Genomic DNA, 17,295 nt, shown 5'->3' on the forward strand with positions numbered 1-17,295 from the left:
GTATGGCTGAATCCTCCGAAAACAAAACCGGCCGGGTCGAGCAAGGCGTTAAACTGCGTGGTGCCGACAAGGTTGCCCGCATTCCGATTAAGGTTATTCCAACGGAAAAGGAAGAAATGCTACGCAAACCTGACTGGTTACGCGTACGTATGGGCTCCAATGCGGAAGTAAAACGGATCAAGGATAAGCTGCGCAAACATAAGTTGGCATCAGTCTGTGAAGAAGCCAGTTGCCCCAATCTGGGGGAGTGCTTCAGTCATGGTACCGCCACTTTCATGATTATGGGCGATATTTGTACTCGTCGCTGCCCATTCTGTGACGTGGCTCATGGGCGCCCTAATGCGCTGGCGCCGGAAGAGCCACGTGAACTGGCAGAAGCAATCGCCGACATGGGGCTGAAGTATGTCGTGATTACCTCGGTAGACCGAGACGACCTGCGCGATGGTGGTGCGCAGCACTTTGCCGATTGTATTCGTGAGACACGTGAACGTATTCCCAGCATTCAGATCGAAACCCTGGTACCGGATTTCCGAGGCCGCATGGATGTCGCTTTGGAAATTCTGGATCAGACACCGCCGGATGTCTTCAACCACAACCTGGAAACTGTCCCACGTCTGTACCGCAAGGTGCGCCCGGGAGCCGATTATCAGTGGTCATTGGATTTGCTCAAGCGCTACAAGGCACTGCAACCGAATGTACGTACCAAATCTGGCCTGATGGTGGGCTGTGGTGAAACCAATGAGGAAATTATCGAAGTGATGCATGATCTACGTGCCCACAATGTCGATATGATCACCATTGGTCAGTACCTGCAGCCAAGCCGTAACCACTTGGCACTGGATCGATATGTAACGCCGGAAGAATTCGCCGAATTTGAGCGCATAGCCAAAGAAATCGGCTTTAGCCATGTGGCCAGCGGGCCGTTGGTGCGCTCTTCTTACCATGCCGATCTTCAAGCAAAAGGCGAAAAAGTGGTTGGTTACAAGGAAAAGTAAATTTTCCGATGCCCTGGGTAACGTTTGACTTTGAGTATCAATGGGTCATGCGTTGCTCCGGGACTCTCTTGCTGCTTATAGTCCCATGGAGCTTTTCCTCTTACCTGGGCCTTATACCAGAAAGGGTTATAACTACATCGGCTATCCACATATTCATGCCAACCGAACCCTCCGGCGGAGCTGGTGGAACATTTCCACAACGAATTGGAGTCATCTCAGATGTGTAATAACCGCTAGGATATATTCCCCAAAACTTGGAAAATCACATCAGCCTATGAGGGCTAATTGGCTGATGCAGAGTTTTGAAAACCCTCATATTTCCTGGCATTTTTTCTCAACCCATTCCTTTTTCCAATCAATTTCATAAGATTTTAATTGGCCTAATAAAGTGTCGTCCCTTTTAGCAATGTAAGAGTTAATTGCTTCAACTTTATGATGCTGAACATATTCAGCCAGTAACATCATTTGTTCATCAACATAGAAACTTAGTTTTTCTAAGGCCTCCTCAAGACACCCACTTTCCAGATCTTCTTTTATCACCCGATACCTTTTAAGATGGTTGAAAGCCAACTCCCCTTGGGTAACATCAAGCGCATAACTAATTCCCTGCTTCCCAACGGACACACCTATAAAATAGGCAATAAGCATAGAAAAAATAGCTAAACTAAATAAGATACGATTTTTCATGCCACCATCCTCCGTTAATATTACTGCGTATTCAGGCCTCTACAATTAGGCTGTCCTGGGACGCAACGCATGACACATTCACATTTATCATCATTATTCGGGTCATAACTCGGACTGGCAACGTAAGGAGATCCTCGACCAATGGAGTAATATTCTTTTTCACCACAGTCACCATCCCGTTCACATCTCCAGCGTACACACATAGACCAACAATCAGGATGACCAGGCCACCACCCACACAAACCTTGGTCAATAGCATCCCCTATAGCTTCCATAGCAGAGGCACCTCGACTTCCCATACCAGGAGCTAAACCTAAAGGGTCAATATAAACAAGAGGGTTTGCATTGGTGTAAAGGTAGGTGTTTATGCCGCCTTGAAGACCAATCGGATCACTCTGCAAATACCGCCCAAGACTGGGGTCATAATCCCTGAAATAGTTGTAGTGTAACCCGGTTTCCTCATCGTAGTACTGCCCTGGGTAGCGCAGAGAGAAGGTGAATAGCTGACTGTCACCGTCCGGGTCTTCATTGGCTGTGTGGCGACCAAAGGGGTCGTTATCCCAACGCCAGACAATTTGGTTGTCACTGGCTCGGCTAATGCGTCGTGGGGTGTTGGGGTGATCCGTATGGATGTAATACACCGCAACACCAGTGCCGGCGGGGCGCAGGGTTGCAACCGGGATGTTGCCAAGCCAGACGGTTTCCTGAATGAGCTGGCCGTTGGCATCATATTCGCCTGCCTTTCATGGATTGAGTAAGAATACACGTGACAAGTAGCCGAGTGTGCTCGGAGGTTCGGCAGTCATGTCTCGTGCTGTTACGGATTGCGCAGGAGCGCTCAAATCCATAGTATTAGTAAATTCTTATTTAAAATTCGAGGGTATGTGATGAGTGCGAACAAGCGTGTTTCCGTCAGTGCCGAGATGAACGCAGGATTTCTGGTCAGTGCCGATATTCGAGGTCACCAAGTCAAAATAGACCAGCCGGAAGCGGCTCGTGGCAGTGATCAGGGGCCTACACCACTGGAATATTTTCTGTTTTCGCTCGGCGGGTGTATCTGCACCATTGGCCGTATTGCCGCGATGCAACAGAAAATTAATCTGCGCGGTATGAAAGTGAGTGTTGAGGGAGATTACAATCCGGCGGGCTTACTGGGCAAACCGAGCGAAGACCGTACGGGGTTTCAACAGGTGCAGGTGTCGGCGGAAATCGATGCGGATATGACCGACGAAGAAAAGCTGGCATTTCTGGATGCGATTTGTGAGCGTTGTCCATTGCATGACAACATCAAGCTGGAAACGCGAGTTACCCACAGCCTGGTAGCGCCGAGCTGCATGGCCTGAACGTCAGCCCGGCGTTGATTTAATCGGCGGGCGGTACGTCCAGCAGGAAGGTTACCGGCCCGTCGTTCAGCAGTTCTACCTTCATGTCGGCACCGAAGCAGCCAGTTGCAACCGGGGTGTGGGCATGTCGAGCCTGATCAACGAAATGGTTGTAGAGGCGCTCGCCGTCAGTGGGTGTTGCGCCGGATGAGAAGCTGGGTCTGAGCCCTTTGCGGGTATCGGCCACCAGAGTGAACTGGGATACTACCAGCAGGCCGCCACCAATATCGGTCAGGCTCAGGTTCATCTTGTCGTCGGCATCAGCAAAGATACGGTACTTCAATACCTTCTGCAGCAGTTTGTCGGCAGTTGTTTCGTTATCGCCTTTTTCGACCCCCAACAACAGTAGTATGCCGTTTTCGATCTGGCCGATGATTTCACCTTCTACCGTTACGCTGGCGTGACGTACACGTTGGATCAGTCCTTTCACTACAGCTCCTTGTGGTTATGCGCTTTGTGCGGCAAATTCGTCGGTTGCCTGCACCAGGTTGTCGATGATGCCGGGTTCGAAGGCGGAGTGGCCGGCATTGCGCACAATGTGCAGACGCGATTGTGGCAACACTTGATGCAGTGCATGGGCCTGCTCAAGTGGGCACACCACATCATAACGTCCATGGACAATGGTGAGCGGGATATCGCGTAGCCTGGCCGCATTGCGCAAAATCTGATCCGGCTCCAGAAACGCCTTGTGGATAAAGTAATGCGCCTCGATACGTGCCATTGCCAGGGCAAAATGAGGGTCACCGAAATGATCAACTACACTGGGGTTGGGCATCAGAGTGGAACAGCGACCTTCCCACACAGACCAGGCTTTGGCTGCTTGCATTTGTGCCAGCTCGTTACTGGAAGTCAGACGCGTGTAGTAGGCGCCGAGCAGGTCATTGTGCTCGCTTGCGGGAATGGGCTCAAGATAGTCCTGCCAGTAATCAGGAAAAAGGGCGCTGGCCCCTTGTTGATAGAACCAGTGGATATCCCGATCGCGGCAGAGAAAAATGCCGCGCAGAATCATGCCGGAAACGCGTTCGGGATATGTTTCAGCATAGACCAGGCTTAGTGTTGATCCCCAGCTGCCACCAAACAGAAGCCACTGCTCGATGCCAAGGTGTTCTCGGATGCGTTCCATGTCATCGACCAGCGCCTGGGTGTTGTTATCCTCCAGTCTGGCGTGGGGGGTGGAGCGGCCACAGCCTCGTTGATCGAACAGGACAATGCGATAGCGTTCGGGATTAAAGAAGCGCCGATGCTCGGGGCTGCAACCGCCGCCGGGGCCGCCATGGACGAACAGGACGGGAATGCCGTTGGGGTTGCCGCTTTCCTCCACGAACAGTGCGTGGCCTGTGTCCACGTTCAGACAGTACTCGTGATTGATGCCGATTTCGGGGTAGAGGGTGCGCATAGGGGTCTCCTTGAGCCGCTGAGGCCCCAGTATAGCCAGCGGCACGCGGGACTTGAACAGGACTGGCGTCAATCCGGAATGATATAAGGCAGGAAGCGGGACTGGTTCTGAGTGATTCTGTTGCGGTCCTCACGGATCGAGATAGCGGCAGGCTGGTCGTTTGCCAGCTAGAGGCCGACACGAAGTGTGGCTGCCACACTGGTAATAGGTACTTTCGTCCCAGTATGGCGCTGTTGCCCGTGATAAAAGCGTGAAGCTACAGGGGGAAAGCTCCGGGCGCCTGAGGCGCTATTTGACCGGGTCGCCCTCAAACGGGCTGGCGTGTCACGGGCTGCTGCGTACCGGGGCGAAAGCGGCGTTGTATGCCCACCAAAAAATTGCGCAGAACCTGGTCCTTGCATTCGCGGTAGTGCTTGTTGCCAGGCTTGCGCAAAAACGCGCTCAGTTCATGCTTACTCAGGCAGAACTCGGCGGCCTGCAGGGTTTGCAGCATATCATCCGAAGTCATGTTGAGGGCGATCTTCAGCTTCATGAGGATCATGTTGTTGCTCAGCCGTGTTTCCGGCTGGGGCTGTTCGCCTTCTCGTCGGCCGCGCCGGGTGTTGATCAGGCCGTTGAGGAAAATGGCCAGTTCGCGATCGGTCGCCGCGCAGTACGCCGCGTCATCCTCTTTCTTCAACCAGTTCATCACCTGCAGCTGAGTGACCTGATGGTCGGCCGCAGCAAAGATCTCAATCAGCTTCGTATTCTTGAAGTCGAAGGCATAGCGCAGGCGGCGTAGAATATCGTTGTTGTTCACGGTTGGTCCTGATGTTGCCCATGCGCAGGGGCATGGCTGATAGGTGTATGAGAGGGCGGCAATAATAAAAAAGGCCGGGGCTTGCGCCGCCGGCCTTGGTGTTATCCACAGTTGTAGTGCTTACTTCTTGTTGGCGCGCTTGCGCTCGTTTTCTTTCAGCAGCTTCTTGCGGATACGAATGCTTTCCGGAGTAACTTCGACCAGTTCGTCATCTTCGATGAAGTCCAGCGCCTGCTCCAGGGAGAACTTGATCGGCGGGGTCAGCACGATGTTTTCGTCGGTACCGGAGGCACGAACGTTGGTCAGCTGCTTGCCCTTGGTCGGGTTGACGACCAGGTCGTTATTGCGGCTGTGGATACCCAGCACCATGCCTTCGTAGACCTCGATGTTCGGGTCGATGAACAGGCGGCCACGTTCCTGCAGAGTGAACAGGGCGTAGCCCAGCGCCTTGCCGTTGACCATGGAGACCAGAACGCCGTTGTGACGGGAGACCACGTCACCCTGCTTGACCGGACCGTAGTGGTCGAAGATGGAGGTCATGATGCCGGTACCGGAGGTCATGGTCATGAACTGGCTACGGAAGCCGATCAAACCGCGTGACGGCATCATGAAGGTCAGGCGCACACGGCCCTTGCCATCCACTTCCATGTTGGTCATGTCGGCGCGACGTTTGCCCAGTTCCTCGATGATTGAACCCTGGTGCTCGTCTTCCACGTCGATCATGACAACTTCGTATGGCTCGTGGATTTCGCCATCGACTTCTTTCTGGATAACTTCCGGACGGGAAACACCCAGCTCGAAACCTTCACGGCGCATGGTTTCGATCAGTACTGACAGGTGCAGCTCGCCACGGCCGGAAACGCGGAATTTCTCCGGGGTGTCGCCCGGCTCAACGCGCAGGGCGACGTTGTGAATCAGTTCACGCTCCAGACGGTCTTTAATGTTACGGCTGGTGATGAACTTGCCTTCCTGACCGGCGAACGGCGAATCGTTGACCTGGAAGGTCATGGAAACGGTCGGTTCGTCTACGGACAGGGCCGGCAGCGCTTCCACAACTTCCGGATCACACAGGGTGTCGGAGATGTTCAGTTCGTCCAGACCGGTGATGCAGATGATGTCGCCGGCCTGAGCGGAGTCGACTTCAACACGTTCCAGGCCGTGATAGCCCATGATTTTGAGAACGCGGCCGCTGCGTACCTTGGCGTGGCTATCGATGACTTTGACTTGGGTGTTGGTTTTGACGCTGCCGCGGGAAACACGGCCGACACCGATAACACCGGTGTAGCTGTTGTAGTCCAGTGCTGAAATCTGCATCTGGAAAGGACCTTCGGTATCCACATGCGGCGCATCGACATGCTGCACGATGGCCTCGAACAGGGGGGTCATGTCGTCGGCCATTTCAGCGGGGTCATTGCCGGCGATGCCGTTCAGGGCTGAGGCATAGACAACCGGGAAATCCAGCTGCTCATCGGTCGCACCCAAGTTGTCGAACAGGTCGAAAACCTGGTCCAGAACCCAGTCAGGGCGAGCGCCGGGGCGGTCGACCTTGTTGATTACCACGATGGGGCGCAGGCCACGGGAGAAGGCCTTTTGAGTTACGAAGCGAGTCTGCGGCATGGGGCCGTCTTGCGCATCCACCAGCAGCAGTACGCAGTCTACCATGGATAGAACGCGCTCAACCTCACCACCGAAGTCCGCGTGTCCCGGGGTGTCGACGATGTTGATGCGGTAATCGTTCCAGCTGATGGCCGTATTTTTGGCCAGAATGGTAATGCCGCGCTCACGTTCCTGGTCGTTGGAGTCCATGACGCGCTCGGCGCCTTCGTCACGGCGCCCCAGAGTGCCGGACTGTTGCAACAACTTGTCGACCAGAGTGGTTTTGCCGTGGTCAACGTGGGCAATAATGGCAATATTTCGGAGGTTATCGATCACGCGTAGTACCTTGGTGATGTGTTAAAGCGCGTCATTATACGGAAGGGATGTGAAACAATCGATCATTTACTGATCGTTATCGTATCGGGCGTGTTCTCGGGATGGAAAAGGCTGGTACAGCCGGGCGGCGGTACAGTATTTCTCGGTCAGTTTCAGGTAGTGGCTGTTGTCCGGTTGGCGCTGTTGGGCGTTGCGGTAGCGCTGACAACGTGTCGCCAATGTCTTGCCGGCCTCCTGGCGGCAAAAATGGTACATGTAGCTGCTTTCGGGGTAGTTGTAGCACACGGTGTCCAGTCGGATTTGATTCTCGTGTTCCAGCCAGCGAGCCGGAAAGCGCTTGCCATAGCCAAGATGTGAACCGGTTGAAGCCCCCGCAGACATCGCCAGCAGCAGGGTGCAGCACAACAGGGAAAGTAGAGCTTTCATGGACATGGAGTGACAGTGTTCATAAGGGTGAAAGAAAGTGCAGGGTACTCTGCTCCGGAAGTGATGAGAAGTGCACCGACAGGCAGCATTCATTTTTGCTTTGCACTATTATAGGCAGCGTGAGTGCAGGTATGTACTCGGGTTCTGGATACGGACGCACCGGTTTGGTGCAAAAGGTCTTTTTGTGCACTATTTTGGTGCGTTGTGGGCGTATCTATACCTGACGAATTAAACAAATCAAAGACTTAGCTTTTTCTTGAAGCTGGCACGACCTTTGCTTTATGTTCTGGCAACCGGTTTCCGGATCCTAATGTAAAGATGTTTTGCCCTGGCAAACTGATAACGAGTGGGGATAGCCAAATGTCAGAGAAGACTCTGAATCTGATCAAAGAGAGTGGCGCAAAGTGGATCGACATGCGCTTTACCGACTTCAAGGGCAAGGAGCAGCACGTCACCATCCCTGTCACCGACATGGGCGATGATTTCTTCGAAGAAGGCAAGATGTTTGACGGTTCTTCCATTGCCGGCTGGAAGGGCATCGAAGAGTCCGACATGATCCTGTTGCCGGATGACAGCGCTTCCGTACTGGACCCCTTCGCTGAAGATGCGACCGTTATCGTGCGCTGTGACATTATCGAGCCGGCCACCGGTCAGGGCTACGAACGCGACCCGCGTTCTGTTGCCAAGCGCGCCGAAGAGTACCTGAAGTCCACGGGTATTGCCGACTCTGCCATGCTGGGGCCGGAGCCTGAGTTTTTCGTGTTTGACGGTGTCGAGTGGCACGCTGATATCAGCGGTTGTGGCTACAGCATTCAGTCCGAAGAAGCGGCCTGGGCATCCAATCACAAGATTGAGGGCGGCAACACCGGTCACCGTCCGCGCGTGAAAGGCGGTTACTTTCCGGTTCCGCCGATCGACTCCCTGCATGATCTGCGCGCCGCGATGTGTGATGCCATGGAGGCCATGGGGCTGACCATCGAGGTGCACCACCACGAAGTGGCGACAGCCGGCCAGTGCGAGATCGGCGTACGCGGTAACACCCTGGTCAGCAAGGCAGATGAAGTCCAGATCCTGAAGTACTGCGTCCACAACGTTGCTCATGCCTATGGCAAGACGGCTACCTTTATGCCGAAGCCGCTGGTAGGTGATAACGGCTCCGGTATGCATGTGCACCTGTCCATGTCCAAGGACGGCGCCAACATCTTCGCCGGTGACGGTTACGGTGGCCTGAGCGACTACGCGTTGTACTACATCGGTGGTATCGTCAAGCACGCCAAGGCGCTGAATGCGATCTGCAACCCGTCCACCAACTCCTACAAGCGTCTGGTGCCGGGTTTCGAAGCGCCGGTTATGCTGGCGTACTCGGCTCGCAACCGTTCTGCATCCCTGCGCATTCCGTACACGACCAGCCCGAAAGCGCGTCGTGTAGAAGCTCGCTTCCCTGACCCGGCGGCCAACCCGTACCTGTGCTTCGCGGCGCTGCTGATGGCTGGTCTGGACGGTATCCAGAACAAGATCCACCCGGGCGATCCGGCGGACAAGGATCTGTACGACCTGCCGGCGGAAGAGGCGAAAGAGATCCCGACCGTTGTTGCAGACTTGACCGAAGCTCTGGATGCACTGGAAGAAGACCGCGAGTTCCTGACGCGTGGTGGTGTGTTCACCGACGATATGCTGGATGCCTACATCAAGCTGAAGCGTGAAGAAGTGGCCAAGGTCAATATGACGACTCACCCGGTTGAATTCGACCTGTACTACTCCGTTTAAGCAGGAGCGGTCGTATGAACAAGGCTTCCTTCGGGAAGCCTTTTTTATGCCGGGTCTGCCGGGCAGTTGTTACTGCTGTGCACTAATATGGTGCATAGGTGGCAAGGCTGAGGGTGTAAGAGATGTGTTCTGGCTGCGTGAAGCCGGTAAACACGGGAGTTGGCGCTTTTCTTGCTTAGTTAATTGTAACGACAGACCCGCGTGACGAGAGCCTATGTCTTATACACAGTCGCATAAACAGATTCTGGATAACCTGACCAGTGCCGTGCTGGTGCTGGATGAACAGCTGTGTATCCAATACATGAACCCGGCGGCTGAAATGTTGCTGGAGGCGACAGCGCGGCGTTTGAAACACCGGCCCATTGAGGAGTGGTTGTCCTCCAGTGAGGATGAGCTGTCGGTCTTGCGTCAATCGTTGGCCAGTGGACACCCCTACAGCAAGCGTGAAGCGCGCCTGATCACTCAGGTGGGGCGCGAAATGACAGTGGATTACAGTGTGAACCCGGTTCCCGAGGCGGGGGTCTTGCTGGAAATTCAGGCACGGGATCGATTGATCAGGATCGAGCGTGAAGAGGAGCTGCTGACCCGTCATGCCAGTGCGCGTGTGCTGGTGCGTGGACTGGCGCATGAAATCAAGAACCCCCTGGGTGGTATTCGAGGGGCGGCTCAGTTGCTGGATCGGGAGCTGGACCGTGAAGAACTGCATGAATACACCCAAGTGATCATCGATGAAGCCGATCGTCTGCGTCACCTGGTGGATCGACTGCTGGGGCCGCATACCCTGCCACCGATAGAAGCGGTCAATATTCATGCCGTACTGGAGCATGTGTGCAGTCTGGTCAGCGCGGAAGCGGGGGGACAAATCACCATCGTGCGTGACTATGATCCCAGTATTCCCGAGTTCAGCGGTGCGCGTGGCCAGCTGATACAGGCTGTACTCAATATTGTCCGCAATGCCATGCAGGCCATGGAAGAAGCGCAGACTCCGGATCCCTGCCTCACGCTGAAAACCCGGGCGTTGCGGCAGATCACTCTGGGTGCCGAGCGCCATCGTCTGGTCTGTGCGCTGGAGATTACCGACAATGGCCCGGGCATACCGGACGAACTGCTGGACACGCTGTTCTACCCGATGGTCAGCAGCCGCGCCCAGGGATCAGGACTGGGGCTGTCGATTGCGCAATCGATTATGAATCAACATAAGGGGTTGATCGAGTTTACCTCGGTGCCCGGCTGCACCCGTTTCAACCTGTTTATACCACTGGAGCCAAGTCATGACACAAGTCGCTAATGTCTGGATCGTAGACGACGATCGTTCCATTCGCTGGGTGTTGGACAAGGCTTTAACCTCGGCGGGCCTGGATGTTGAAACCTTTGACACAGCCTCCGCGTTGATGACCCGTCTGGAAGAGAGTATGCCGGATGCGGTGCTCAGTGATGTGCGCATGCCGGGAATCGATGGACTCAAGTTGCTGGAGCATCTGCATGACAATTATCCGGCATTGCCGGTAATCATCATGACCGCGCACTCCGATCTGGATAGTGCCGTGTCCTCTTATCGGGGCGGTGCGTTCGAGTATTTGCCCAAGCCCTTTGATGTGGATGAAGCCGTCTCGCTGGTACAGCGTGCAGTTGCACATGCCCGTGAGCAGGGTGTCGTGAGTGAAGTCCCGGCAGCGGAGCCAGCAGCGGAGATTATCGGCGAGTCGCCTGCCATGCAGGAGGTGTTCCGTGCGATCGGGCGTTTGGCGCATTCCAATATTACCGTGCTGATCAATGGTGAATCCGGCACCGGGAAGGAGCTGGTTGCCCATGCTTTGCATCGTCACAGCCCGCGCTCCGGAAAACCGTTTATCCCGCTGAACATGGCGGCGATCCCGCGTGACCTGATTGAGTCGGAGCTGTTCGGGCACGAAAAAGGAGCCTTCACGGGCGCTGCGGCAAGTCGACGTGGTCGCTTTGAGCAGGCGGATGGAGGGACGCTGTTTCTGGATGAGATCGGGGATATGCCGGCTGACACACAGACTCGGCTGTTGCGGGTGTTGGCCGATGGCGAGTTCTATCGTGTGGGTGGGCACACGCCGGTCAAGGTGGATGTACGCATCATCGCGGCGACACATCAGGATCTAGAGCAGCTGGTTCAGCAGGGGCGCTTTCGCGAAGACCTGTTTCACCGGTTGAACGTAATTCGTATTCATATCCCGCGCCTGGCCGAACGGCGAGGCGACATACCGCGTCTGGCTCGCCATTTTCTGGCCCGATCGGCAGAGGAGCTGGCGGTTGAACCCAAGGTGCTCAAATCAGAAACCGCCGCATTCATGGAGGAGTTGCCCTGGCCGGGCAATGTGCGGCAGCTGGAAAATACCTGCCGCTGGATTACCGTCATGGCTTCCGGGCGAGAAGTGCTGGTTGAGGACCTGCCGCCGGAGCTGTTGGAGCAGCAGGCATATGTACCAGCGGTGACCAGTCATTGGCAGGACAATCTGAGGATCTGGGCCGAGCAGCAGCTGAATCATGGAGCGGAAGGCCTGTTGCAGGAAGCGGTGCCGGCACTGGAACGGGTGATGATCATAACGGCGCTGCGAGCAACCGGAGGGCGGCGCCTGGAAGCAGCCCGCCTCTTGGGGTGGGGGCGCAATACACTGACGCGCAAGATCAAGGAGTTACATCTGGATGAGACGGAACTCGCCGACGAGGAGGGTGACGACTGAGCCTCAGCCGGTATAATGGCGAGCCTATTCAAGGAGGCCCTCATGCTGGACCTGGTGCTTTATCAGCCCGAAATACCGCCTAATACCGGCAACATCATTCGCCTGTGTGCCAACACGGGCTTTCGTCTGCATCTGATTGAACCCCTGGCGTTTGAACTGGATGACAAGCGGCTGCGTCGTGCCGGTCTGGACTATCATGAGTGGGCGTCCGTGCAGGTACATGCAGATCTGGACAGCTGCCTGAGTACGCTGAAGCCCACGCGTATCTGGGCGCTGACGACCCGAGCCTGTCGCTGTTACAGCGAGGTTGCCTTTAGCGAGGGGGATATGCTGTTGTTTGGGCCCGAAACACGGGGCTTGCCTGTCGATATTATTGAACGTTGCGAAGGGTTGCGTCTGCCCATGCTGGCGGACAGTCGTAGCCTGAATCTGTCAAATGCCTGCGCTGTTGTGGTATATGAAGCCTGGCGTCAGCTGGACTTTGCCGGGGCCGTGCCATCGTGACCGAACACGCTACAATCAGGAAATCTGGGCTGATGCAACATGTACTGATTCTGACCCGCTTGACGCCCCGTTCAACCCATCCCGGCCGGGTGGACGAGTTGGTGGGTGTGACCTCCGACGGGCGCAGCCTGTCCATTCGTAGCGATGCCGTGCAACGGGTGAATGTGGCGCTGTTACAGCATCAGCAGATGCCGTTGATTCTGCTGTGCGATCAGTTGCAGTCGGCCGTATTAACCGACCTTGAAGTGCCTGCCAACGCGCTGGTCAGCATTATCCCGCTGCCGGCCAATGAGGTGGGTGCGTTGTTGCGTGAAGGCAAGGAGACGTTGCTGCTGGAGGAGATTCGGACGCAGCTGGGGTAAGCGAGTGGAGCGGGTGCTCGCCTGGCCGCCTAGTGGACGGGGGCGGGCAGGTTAAGTTGGCAACCGGACAGCTCCAGGGTCAGCGTTGACAGCAGCAGCCAGGGGTCGGCCTTGAGCTGCCCCTTGATGGCCTGGTCAATGTCGTGACACAGACTGAGCATCTCTTCCAGGGTGCGTGTGGGCAATTGTTGACTTGCCTTGCGTACAATGGCTTTGCGTTTGCCCCATATTTTTTCGCGCTGGCACAGGCTGTCATAGGCCTGCCCGTTGTTCAGCCCGCGCTGCACATTGAGCAGTGTGCGAATCTCCCGGCTGATGCCCCAGAGTACCAGTGTGGCTTCCACTCCTTCCTGGCGCAGTACCAGCAGGATCTTTTGACAGCGGGCCGGATCACGCTGCAGCAGGGCATCGCTGAGGGCGAAAATGTCGAAACGAGAACTGTCGGCGACGGCCTCCACCACCTGTTCGACGTCGATTTTATGACCGGGGTACAGCAGACTGAGTTTGTCCAGCTCCTGCTGAGCGGCCAGCAGGTTGCCTTCAACGCGTGTGCCGAGCAGCTGTACGGCATCACCAGTCAGTTCCAGTCCCAGGGTGCGCGCCCGCTGGTTCAGCCAGCCAGCGAGCTGGTCTGTGTCAATGGGCCAGATCTCGACAACCAGACCGGCTTTTTCCACTTCCTTGAACCAGGCGCTTTTCTTGGTACCGGCATCCAGGCGATCCGCCAGAATCAGCAGGGCGTTGTCGGGAGCCGGGTTATCCAGATAACGCTGTAAGAGTCCGCTGGCTTTCTTGTCCAGTTTCTGGCCGCCCAGGCGCAACTCGATGATCTTGCGCTCGGCAAATAGAGACAGGGCATTGGCGCTTTCCAGCAGGCTTTCCCAGGAAAAGCCCGTCTCCACGTGCATGACGTCGCGCTCGGTAAAGCCGGCGTCACGCAGGGAGCGACGGATACGGTCGCAGCTTTCGGCATGCTGCAAGGGCTCGTCACCGGTCACCATGTATACCGGCAAGGGCGCCTTGAGTCGCTTGAGCTGAGCGCCCAGCTGGTCGGGTTTGACTTTCATGCTACCGCATTCATGCGTCGGTCTTGATGCTCAGGTACTGACGCACGATCTGCTGCGCCAGGTCCTGTTGCATCTGTTTGCGCACGAGTCCTTCCTGAGACGAACTTGCCGTGATGTTGTCCCGGTCGTTGGTATAGACCCGTTCGGTCATGACGCGCCGCTCGGGGATCACTTCAAAGCCGTCTCGTTGCTGGTCAATCACGCGGAAGCGGACTTCCGAACGCAGCTCGTATTCGTCTGCATCGGCATCGCCGGTCAGGGTGGCGGTGCGCCGTGTGTTGCGTTCGCTGAGAATCTCCAGCTGATAGCGGGCATCTGCCGTGATATCGATGCGGTTGACTCTCAGTGCCGAACGCAGCATGGGTTCAATCTGGCTGGGCTGCTGTCGGGCGACCAGCGCCACCTGACTCAGGGCTTCGGGAACTTCATAAAAGCCGCGAAGCTTGAAGCCGCAGGCACTGAGCGTAAGGCTCATCAGCAGGGCAAACAGCGGCAGTGTCAGGCGTGCGCGCATGCGGGTCTCCTTAGCCGACAACGATGTTAAGCAGTTTGTTCGGCACGACGATTTTCTTGCGAATGGTCTTGCCGTCCATATGCTTCTGTACATTTTCGCTGGCCAGCGCCGTGTGCAGCACCACATCTTCGTCCGCATCGGCCGGCACCGTGATCTTGGCGCGGACCTTGCCGTTGATCTGCACGACCAGTTCAACGCTGGCGCGGGTCAGAGCGCTCTGGTCGACTTCCGGCCAGGCGGTGTGGAGCAGGTCATCGCTGTGCCCCAGTTCGCGCCAGAGCTGATGCGTCATATGCGGTACGATCGGTGCCAGCAGGCGGATGGCCGATTCCAGTGCCTCACGGGTGACGGCGCGGCCCTGATCGCTGACGTCGACGAAACGGCCGACGGCGTTGGACAGCTCCATGACGGCGGCAATGGCCGTATTGAAGGTTTGGCGGCGATCCATATCGTCGCTGACCTTGGCAATGGTTTCATGTACCTTGCGGCGCAGGTCGCGCTGCTCATCGTTGAGAGTGTCCAGATCCAGAGTTGGGCAGTCACTGCCGGTTTGCAGGTGGTCGTGGACCTGTTTCCACAGGCGGCGCAGGAAGCGATGTGCGCCTTCAACACCCGAGTCCAGCCATTCCAGTGATTGCTCCGGCGGCGCGGCAAACATCATGAACAGGCGTACGGTGTCGGCACCGTAACGGTCGATCATGACCTGAGGATCGATACCATTGTTCTTCGACTTGGACATTTTTGACATGCCGTCATGGCCCAAGGACCGGCCAGTCGCATCGGTTGCACTGATAACGCGGCCCTTGTCGTCTTTCTCTGTTGTGACGTCGGCCGGAGCGACCCAGACCTGGCCACCCTTTTCGTCCTCGTAGTAGAAGCTTTCCGCCAGTACCATGCCCTGACACAGCAGGCGCTTGAACGGCTCGTCGGAGTCGACCAGGCCTTCGTCACGCATCAGCTTGTGGAAGAAGCGTGAGTAAAGCAGGTGCAGGATGGCGTGCTCGATACCACCGATGTACTGATCCACCGGCAGCCAGTGGTTGGCCTGCTTGGGATCAAGCATGGCGTTTGGATTCATGCTGGCATAGCGGGCGTAGTACCAGCTGGACTCCATGAAGGTGTCGAAGGTGTCGGTTTCGCGCTCGGCAGCACCGCCACACTTGGGGCAGCTGGTATCGATAAAGTCGCGCATCTTTTTGATCGGCGAGCCGGAGCCGTCGAACTCGACGTCAGTCGGCAGTACCACCGGCAGCTGATCTGCCGGCACCGGCACGGCACCGCAGCTGGGGCAGTTGATGACCGGAATGGGAGCGCCCCAATAACGCTGGCGCGAGACACCCCAGTCACGCAGGCGGTAGTTGATGGTGGTACGTCCCTTGCCCTTGCGTTCGAGTTCCTTGGCGATCGCCTTGAAGGCGACTTCAAACTCGAGCTCGCTGAAATCGCCAGAGTTGGTCAGTGTACCCTTGTCGGTAAAGGCTTCCTTCTCCAGATCGACCACGACGTCCGGGTTTGTCGGAGCGATGACCTGTTTGATCGGCAGGTCGTACTTGCGGGCGAATTCCCAGTCACGCTGGTCATGGCCGGGAACGGACATGACGGCGCCCGAGCCGTAATCCATCAGCACGAAGTTGGCTGTCCAGACCGGTACGGTTTCGCCGGTCAGCGGGTGCACCGCTTCAATGCCCAGCGCCATGCCTTTCTTTTCCATGGTCGCCAGATCGGCTTCGGCGACCTTGGTGTGGCGGCACTCTTCAATGAAAGCGGCCAGTTCAGGATTATTCTCGGCGGCCTTCAGTGCCAGCGGGTGCTGTGCAGCTACGGCTACGTAGGTCACGCCCATCAGGGTGTCGGGACGGGTGGTGAAAACTTCCAGCTCGCCGTAGCCATCAACGTGAAAGTTCAGCTCGACGCCTTCGGAGCGGCCAATCCAGTTGCGCTGCATGGTCTTGACCTGTTCCGGCCAGCCATCCAGTTGATCCAGGTCGTCCAGCAATTGGTCGGCGTAGTCGGTGATTTTGAGGAACCACTGCGGGATTTTCTTGCGTTCGACCAGTGCACCGGAGCGCCAGCCTCGGCCGTCAATCACCTGCTCGTTGGCCAATACGGTCTGGTCCACCGGGTCCCAGTTCACCTCGGCTTCCTTCTTGTATACCAGCCCCTTTTCCATCAGGCGGGTAAAGAACCACTGCTCCCAACGGTAGTACTCCGGGTGGCAGGTAGCCAGTTCGCGATCCCAGTCATAGCCGAAGCCCATCTGCTTGAGCTGGTTGCGCATGTAGGCGATGTTTTCGTAGGTCCACTTGGCTGGCGGCACGTTGTTATTCATGGCCGCGTTTTCAGCCGGCAGGCCAAAGGCATCCCAGCCCATGGGCTGGAGTACGTTACGCCCCTTCATGCGCTGGTAGCGCGAAACAACGTCGCCAATGGTGTAGTTACGAACATGGCCCATGTGAAGTCGACCGCTGGGGTAGGGGAACATCGATAGACAGTAGAAGGGCTCGCCTGCGGCCTGCTCGTCGGCCTTGAAGCTGTTCTGTGCTTCCCAATGTTGCTGTACCTGGGGTTCGATATCCTGAGGGTTGTATTGTTCGTTCATTATGCTCGATTGCAACTCGCTGCTGGCTGGAGGGCCGGACCAGGAGGCATCGCCTGACGGTGATGCGGCCGGCACCAGAAAAAAGTGAATGCTGCATAGCATACAATATTCGGCCAGCTGTCAACAGAGCGAGGAGCGGGACACGGCAGGTGTCATA

The 17,295-nt window shown here is 56.4% G+C and carries 18 protein-coding genes; 8 read left to right on the forward strand and 10 right to left on the reverse strand.

Annotation, left to right across the window (positions count from 1 at the left end):
• The first annotated feature begins 2 nt into the window (after nt 1-2).
• Nucleotides 3-995, forward strand: coding sequence for a lipoyl synthase (gene lipA / locus H1S06_RS13915; protein ID WP_181741257.1), 993 nt, complete (start codon nt 3-5; stop codon nt 993-995).
• Nucleotides 996-1,307: 312 nt separating this feature from the next.
• Here the strand turns inward: lipA and H1S06_RS13920 are convergent, their stop codons facing one another.
• Nucleotides 1,308-1,682 carry a hypothetical protein gene (locus H1S06_RS13920; protein WP_181741259.1) on the reverse strand — a complete coding sequence of 125 codons (375 nt, stop codon included), beginning with the start codon at nt 1,680-1,682 and terminating at the stop codon, nt 1,308-1,310.
• Between the two features lie 20 nt (nt 1,683-1,702).
• Nucleotides 1,703-2,323, reverse strand: a complete 621-nt coding sequence (locus tag H1S06_RS15790) for an RHS repeat domain-containing protein (RefSeq protein WP_407658787.1) — start codon at nt 2,321-2,323, stop codon at nt 1,703-1,705.
• On the opposite strand from H1S06_RS15790, the gene H1S06_RS15625 reads away from it, so the two are divergent.
• Together H1S06_RS15625 and H1S06_RS13930 are read left to right on the forward strand one after the other, a co-directional pair.
• Nucleotides 2,309-2,440 carry a hypothetical protein gene (locus tag H1S06_RS15625; protein WP_255483110.1) on the forward strand — a complete coding sequence of 44 codons (132 nt, stop codon included), beginning with the start codon at nt 2,309-2,311 and terminating at the stop codon, nt 2,438-2,440. The genes H1S06_RS15790 and H1S06_RS15625 overlap by 15 nt on opposite strands.
• Nucleotides 2,441-2,569: 129 nt before the next feature.
• Nucleotides 2,570-3,025, forward strand: coding sequence for an OsmC family protein (locus H1S06_RS13930; RefSeq protein WP_181741261.1), 456 nt, complete (start codon nt 2,570-2,572; stop codon nt 3,023-3,025).
• A gap of 19 nt (nt 3,026-3,044) precedes the next feature.
• Here the strand turns inward: H1S06_RS13930 and dtd are convergent, their stop codons facing one another.
• From dtd to H1S06_RS13955, 5 genes are all read right to left on the reverse strand, one after another.
• Nucleotides 3,045-3,494 (reverse strand): D-aminoacyl-tRNA deacylase, encoded by a 450-nt coding sequence (gene dtd, locus H1S06_RS13935; protein WP_181741263.1) that lies wholly within the window; start codon nt 3,492-3,494, stop codon nt 3,045-3,047.
• Nucleotides 3,495-3,509: 15 nt separating this feature from the next.
• A complete protein-coding gene (gene pip / locus H1S06_RS13940) occupies nt 3,510-4,460 on the reverse strand; it encodes a prolyl aminopeptidase (RefSeq protein WP_181741265.1) in 951 nt (316 codons plus the stop codon).
• Nucleotides 4,461-4,767: 307 nt separating this feature from the next.
• Nucleotides 4,768-5,259, reverse strand: a complete 492-nt coding sequence (locus tag H1S06_RS13945) for a YehS family protein (RefSeq protein ID WP_181741267.1) — start codon at nt 5,257-5,259, stop codon at nt 4,768-4,770.
• A gap of 120 nt (nt 5,260-5,379) precedes the next feature.
• Nucleotides 5,380-7,191, reverse strand: a complete 1,812-nt coding sequence (typA, locus tag H1S06_RS13950; protein ID WP_181741269.1) for a translational GTPase TypA — start codon at nt 7,189-7,191, stop codon at nt 5,380-5,382.
• A 66-nt stretch (nt 7,192-7,257) separates the two neighbouring features.
• The gene (locus tag H1S06_RS13955) at nt 7,258-7,623 is read right to left on the reverse strand and encodes a hypothetical protein (RefSeq protein ID WP_181741271.1); all 366 of its coding nucleotides are present in this window, start codon (nt 7,621-7,623) and stop codon (nt 7,258-7,260) included.
• A gap of 354 nt (nt 7,624-7,977) precedes the next feature.
• Between H1S06_RS13955 and glnA the strand changes: the two genes are divergently transcribed.
• The 5 genes from glnA to H1S06_RS13980 all read left to right on the forward strand — a co-directional run bounded on the left by glnA (nt 7,978) and on the right by H1S06_RS13980 (nt 12,958).
• Nucleotides 7,978-9,384 carry a glutamate--ammonia ligase gene (gene glnA, locus H1S06_RS13960; RefSeq protein WP_181741273.1) on the forward strand — a complete coding sequence of 469 codons (1,407 nt, stop codon included), beginning with the start codon at nt 7,978-7,980 and terminating at the stop codon, nt 9,382-9,384.
• A 214-nt stretch (nt 9,385-9,598) separates the two neighbouring features.
• On the forward strand, nt 9,599-10,672 hold the full coding sequence (gene glnL, locus H1S06_RS13965) for a nitrogen regulation protein NR(II) (RefSeq protein ID WP_181741275.1): 1,074 nt from the start codon (nt 9,599-9,601) through the stop codon (nt 10,670-10,672).
• Nucleotides 10,656-12,092: a nitrogen regulation protein NR(I) gene (gene ntrC / locus H1S06_RS13970; RefSeq protein ID WP_181741277.1), complete on the forward strand. Its 1,437-nt coding sequence runs from the start codon at nt 10,656-10,658 to the stop codon at nt 12,090-12,092. Before glnL ends, ntrC begins: the two co-directional genes overlap by 17 nt.
• Before the next feature lie 42 nt (nt 12,093-12,134).
• Nucleotides 12,135-12,596 (forward strand): tRNA (uridine(34)/cytosine(34)/5-carboxymethylaminomethyluridine(34)-2'-O)-methyltransferase TrmL, encoded by a 462-nt coding sequence (trmL, locus tag H1S06_RS13975; protein WP_181741279.1) that lies wholly within the window; start codon nt 12,135-12,137, stop codon nt 12,594-12,596.
• A 32-nt stretch (nt 12,597-12,628) separates the two neighbouring features.
• Entirely contained in the window at nt 12,629-12,958 is a 330-nt protein-coding gene (locus H1S06_RS13980; protein ID WP_181741281.1) for a hypothetical protein, read from the forward strand.
• Between the two features lie 29 nt (nt 12,959-12,987).
• Here the strand turns inward: H1S06_RS13980 and holA are convergent, their stop codons facing one another.
• Genes holA through leuS form a run of 3 tightly spaced genes read right to left on the reverse strand, consistent with a single transcriptional unit; the run spans nt 12,988 to nt 17,138 of the window.
• Nucleotides 12,988-14,025 (reverse strand): DNA polymerase III subunit delta, encoded by a 1,038-nt coding sequence (gene holA, locus H1S06_RS13985; protein ID WP_181741283.1) that lies wholly within the window; start codon nt 14,023-14,025, stop codon nt 12,988-12,990.
• Nucleotides 14,026-14,035: 10 nt separating this feature from the next.
• Nucleotides 14,036-14,539, reverse strand: a complete 504-nt coding sequence (locus tag H1S06_RS13990) for an LPS-assembly lipoprotein LptE (protein WP_181741285.1) — start codon at nt 14,537-14,539, stop codon at nt 14,036-14,038.
• 10 nt (nt 14,540-14,549) lie between these two features.
• Nucleotides 14,550-17,138: a leucine--tRNA ligase gene (gene leuS, locus H1S06_RS13995; RefSeq protein ID WP_181741287.1), complete on the reverse strand. Its 2,589-nt coding sequence runs from the start codon at nt 17,136-17,138 to the stop codon at nt 14,550-14,552.
• Nucleotides 17,139-17,295 lie beyond the last annotated feature (157 nt).

This window comes from Marinobacterium marinum, assembly GCF_013868415.1.
GTDB lineage: Bacteria > Pseudomonadota > Gammaproteobacteria > Pseudomonadales > Balneatricaceae > Marinobacterium > Marinobacterium marinum.

Bases quoted from the DNA above. Each gene is read 5' to 3' on its own strand.
- lipA (WP_181741257.1), top strand. From the start codon at position 3: ATGGCTGAATCCTCCGAAAACAAAACCGGCCGGGTCGAGCAAGGCGTT.
- H1S06_RS13920 (WP_181741259.1), bottom strand. From the start codon at position 1,682: ATGAAAAATCGTATCTTATTTAGTTTAGCTATTTTTTCTATGCTTATT.
- H1S06_RS15625 (WP_255483110.1), top strand. From the start codon at position 2,309: ATGGATGTAATACACCGCAACACCAGTGCCGGCGGGGCGCAGGGTTGC.
- H1S06_RS13930 (WP_181741261.1), top strand. From the start codon at position 2,570: ATGAGTGCGAACAAGCGTGTTTCCGTCAGTGCCGAGATGAACGCAGGA.
- pip (WP_181741265.1), bottom strand. From the start codon at position 4,460: ATGCGCACCCTCTACCCCGAAATCGGCATCAATCACGAGTACTGTCTG.
- H1S06_RS13955 (WP_181741271.1), bottom strand. From the start codon at position 7,623: ATGTCCATGAAAGCTCTACTTTCCCTGTTGTGCTGCACCCTGCTGCTG.
- glnA (WP_181741273.1), top strand. From the start codon at position 7,978: ATGTCAGAGAAGACTCTGAATCTGATCAAAGAGAGTGGCGCAAAGTGG.
- glnL (WP_181741275.1), top strand. From the start codon at position 9,599: ATGTCTTATACACAGTCGCATAAACAGATTCTGGATAACCTGACCAGT.
- ntrC (WP_181741277.1), top strand. From the start codon at position 10,656: ATGACACAAGTCGCTAATGTCTGGATCGTAGACGACGATCGTTCCATT.
- trmL (WP_181741279.1), top strand. From the start codon at position 12,135: ATGCTGGACCTGGTGCTTTATCAGCCCGAAATACCGCCTAATACCGGC.
- H1S06_RS13980 (WP_181741281.1), top strand. From the start codon at position 12,629: ATGCAACATGTACTGATTCTGACCCGCTTGACGCCCCGTTCAACCCAT.
- holA (WP_181741283.1), bottom strand. From the start codon at position 14,025: ATGAAAGTCAAACCCGACCAGCTGGGCGCTCAGCTCAAGCGACTCAAG.
- H1S06_RS13990 (WP_181741285.1), bottom strand. From the start codon at position 14,539: ATGCGCGCACGCCTGACACTGCCGCTGTTTGCCCTGCTGATGAGCCTT.
- leuS (WP_181741287.1), bottom strand. From the start codon at position 17,138: ATGAACGAACAATACAACCCTCAGGATATCGAACCCCAGGTACAGCAA.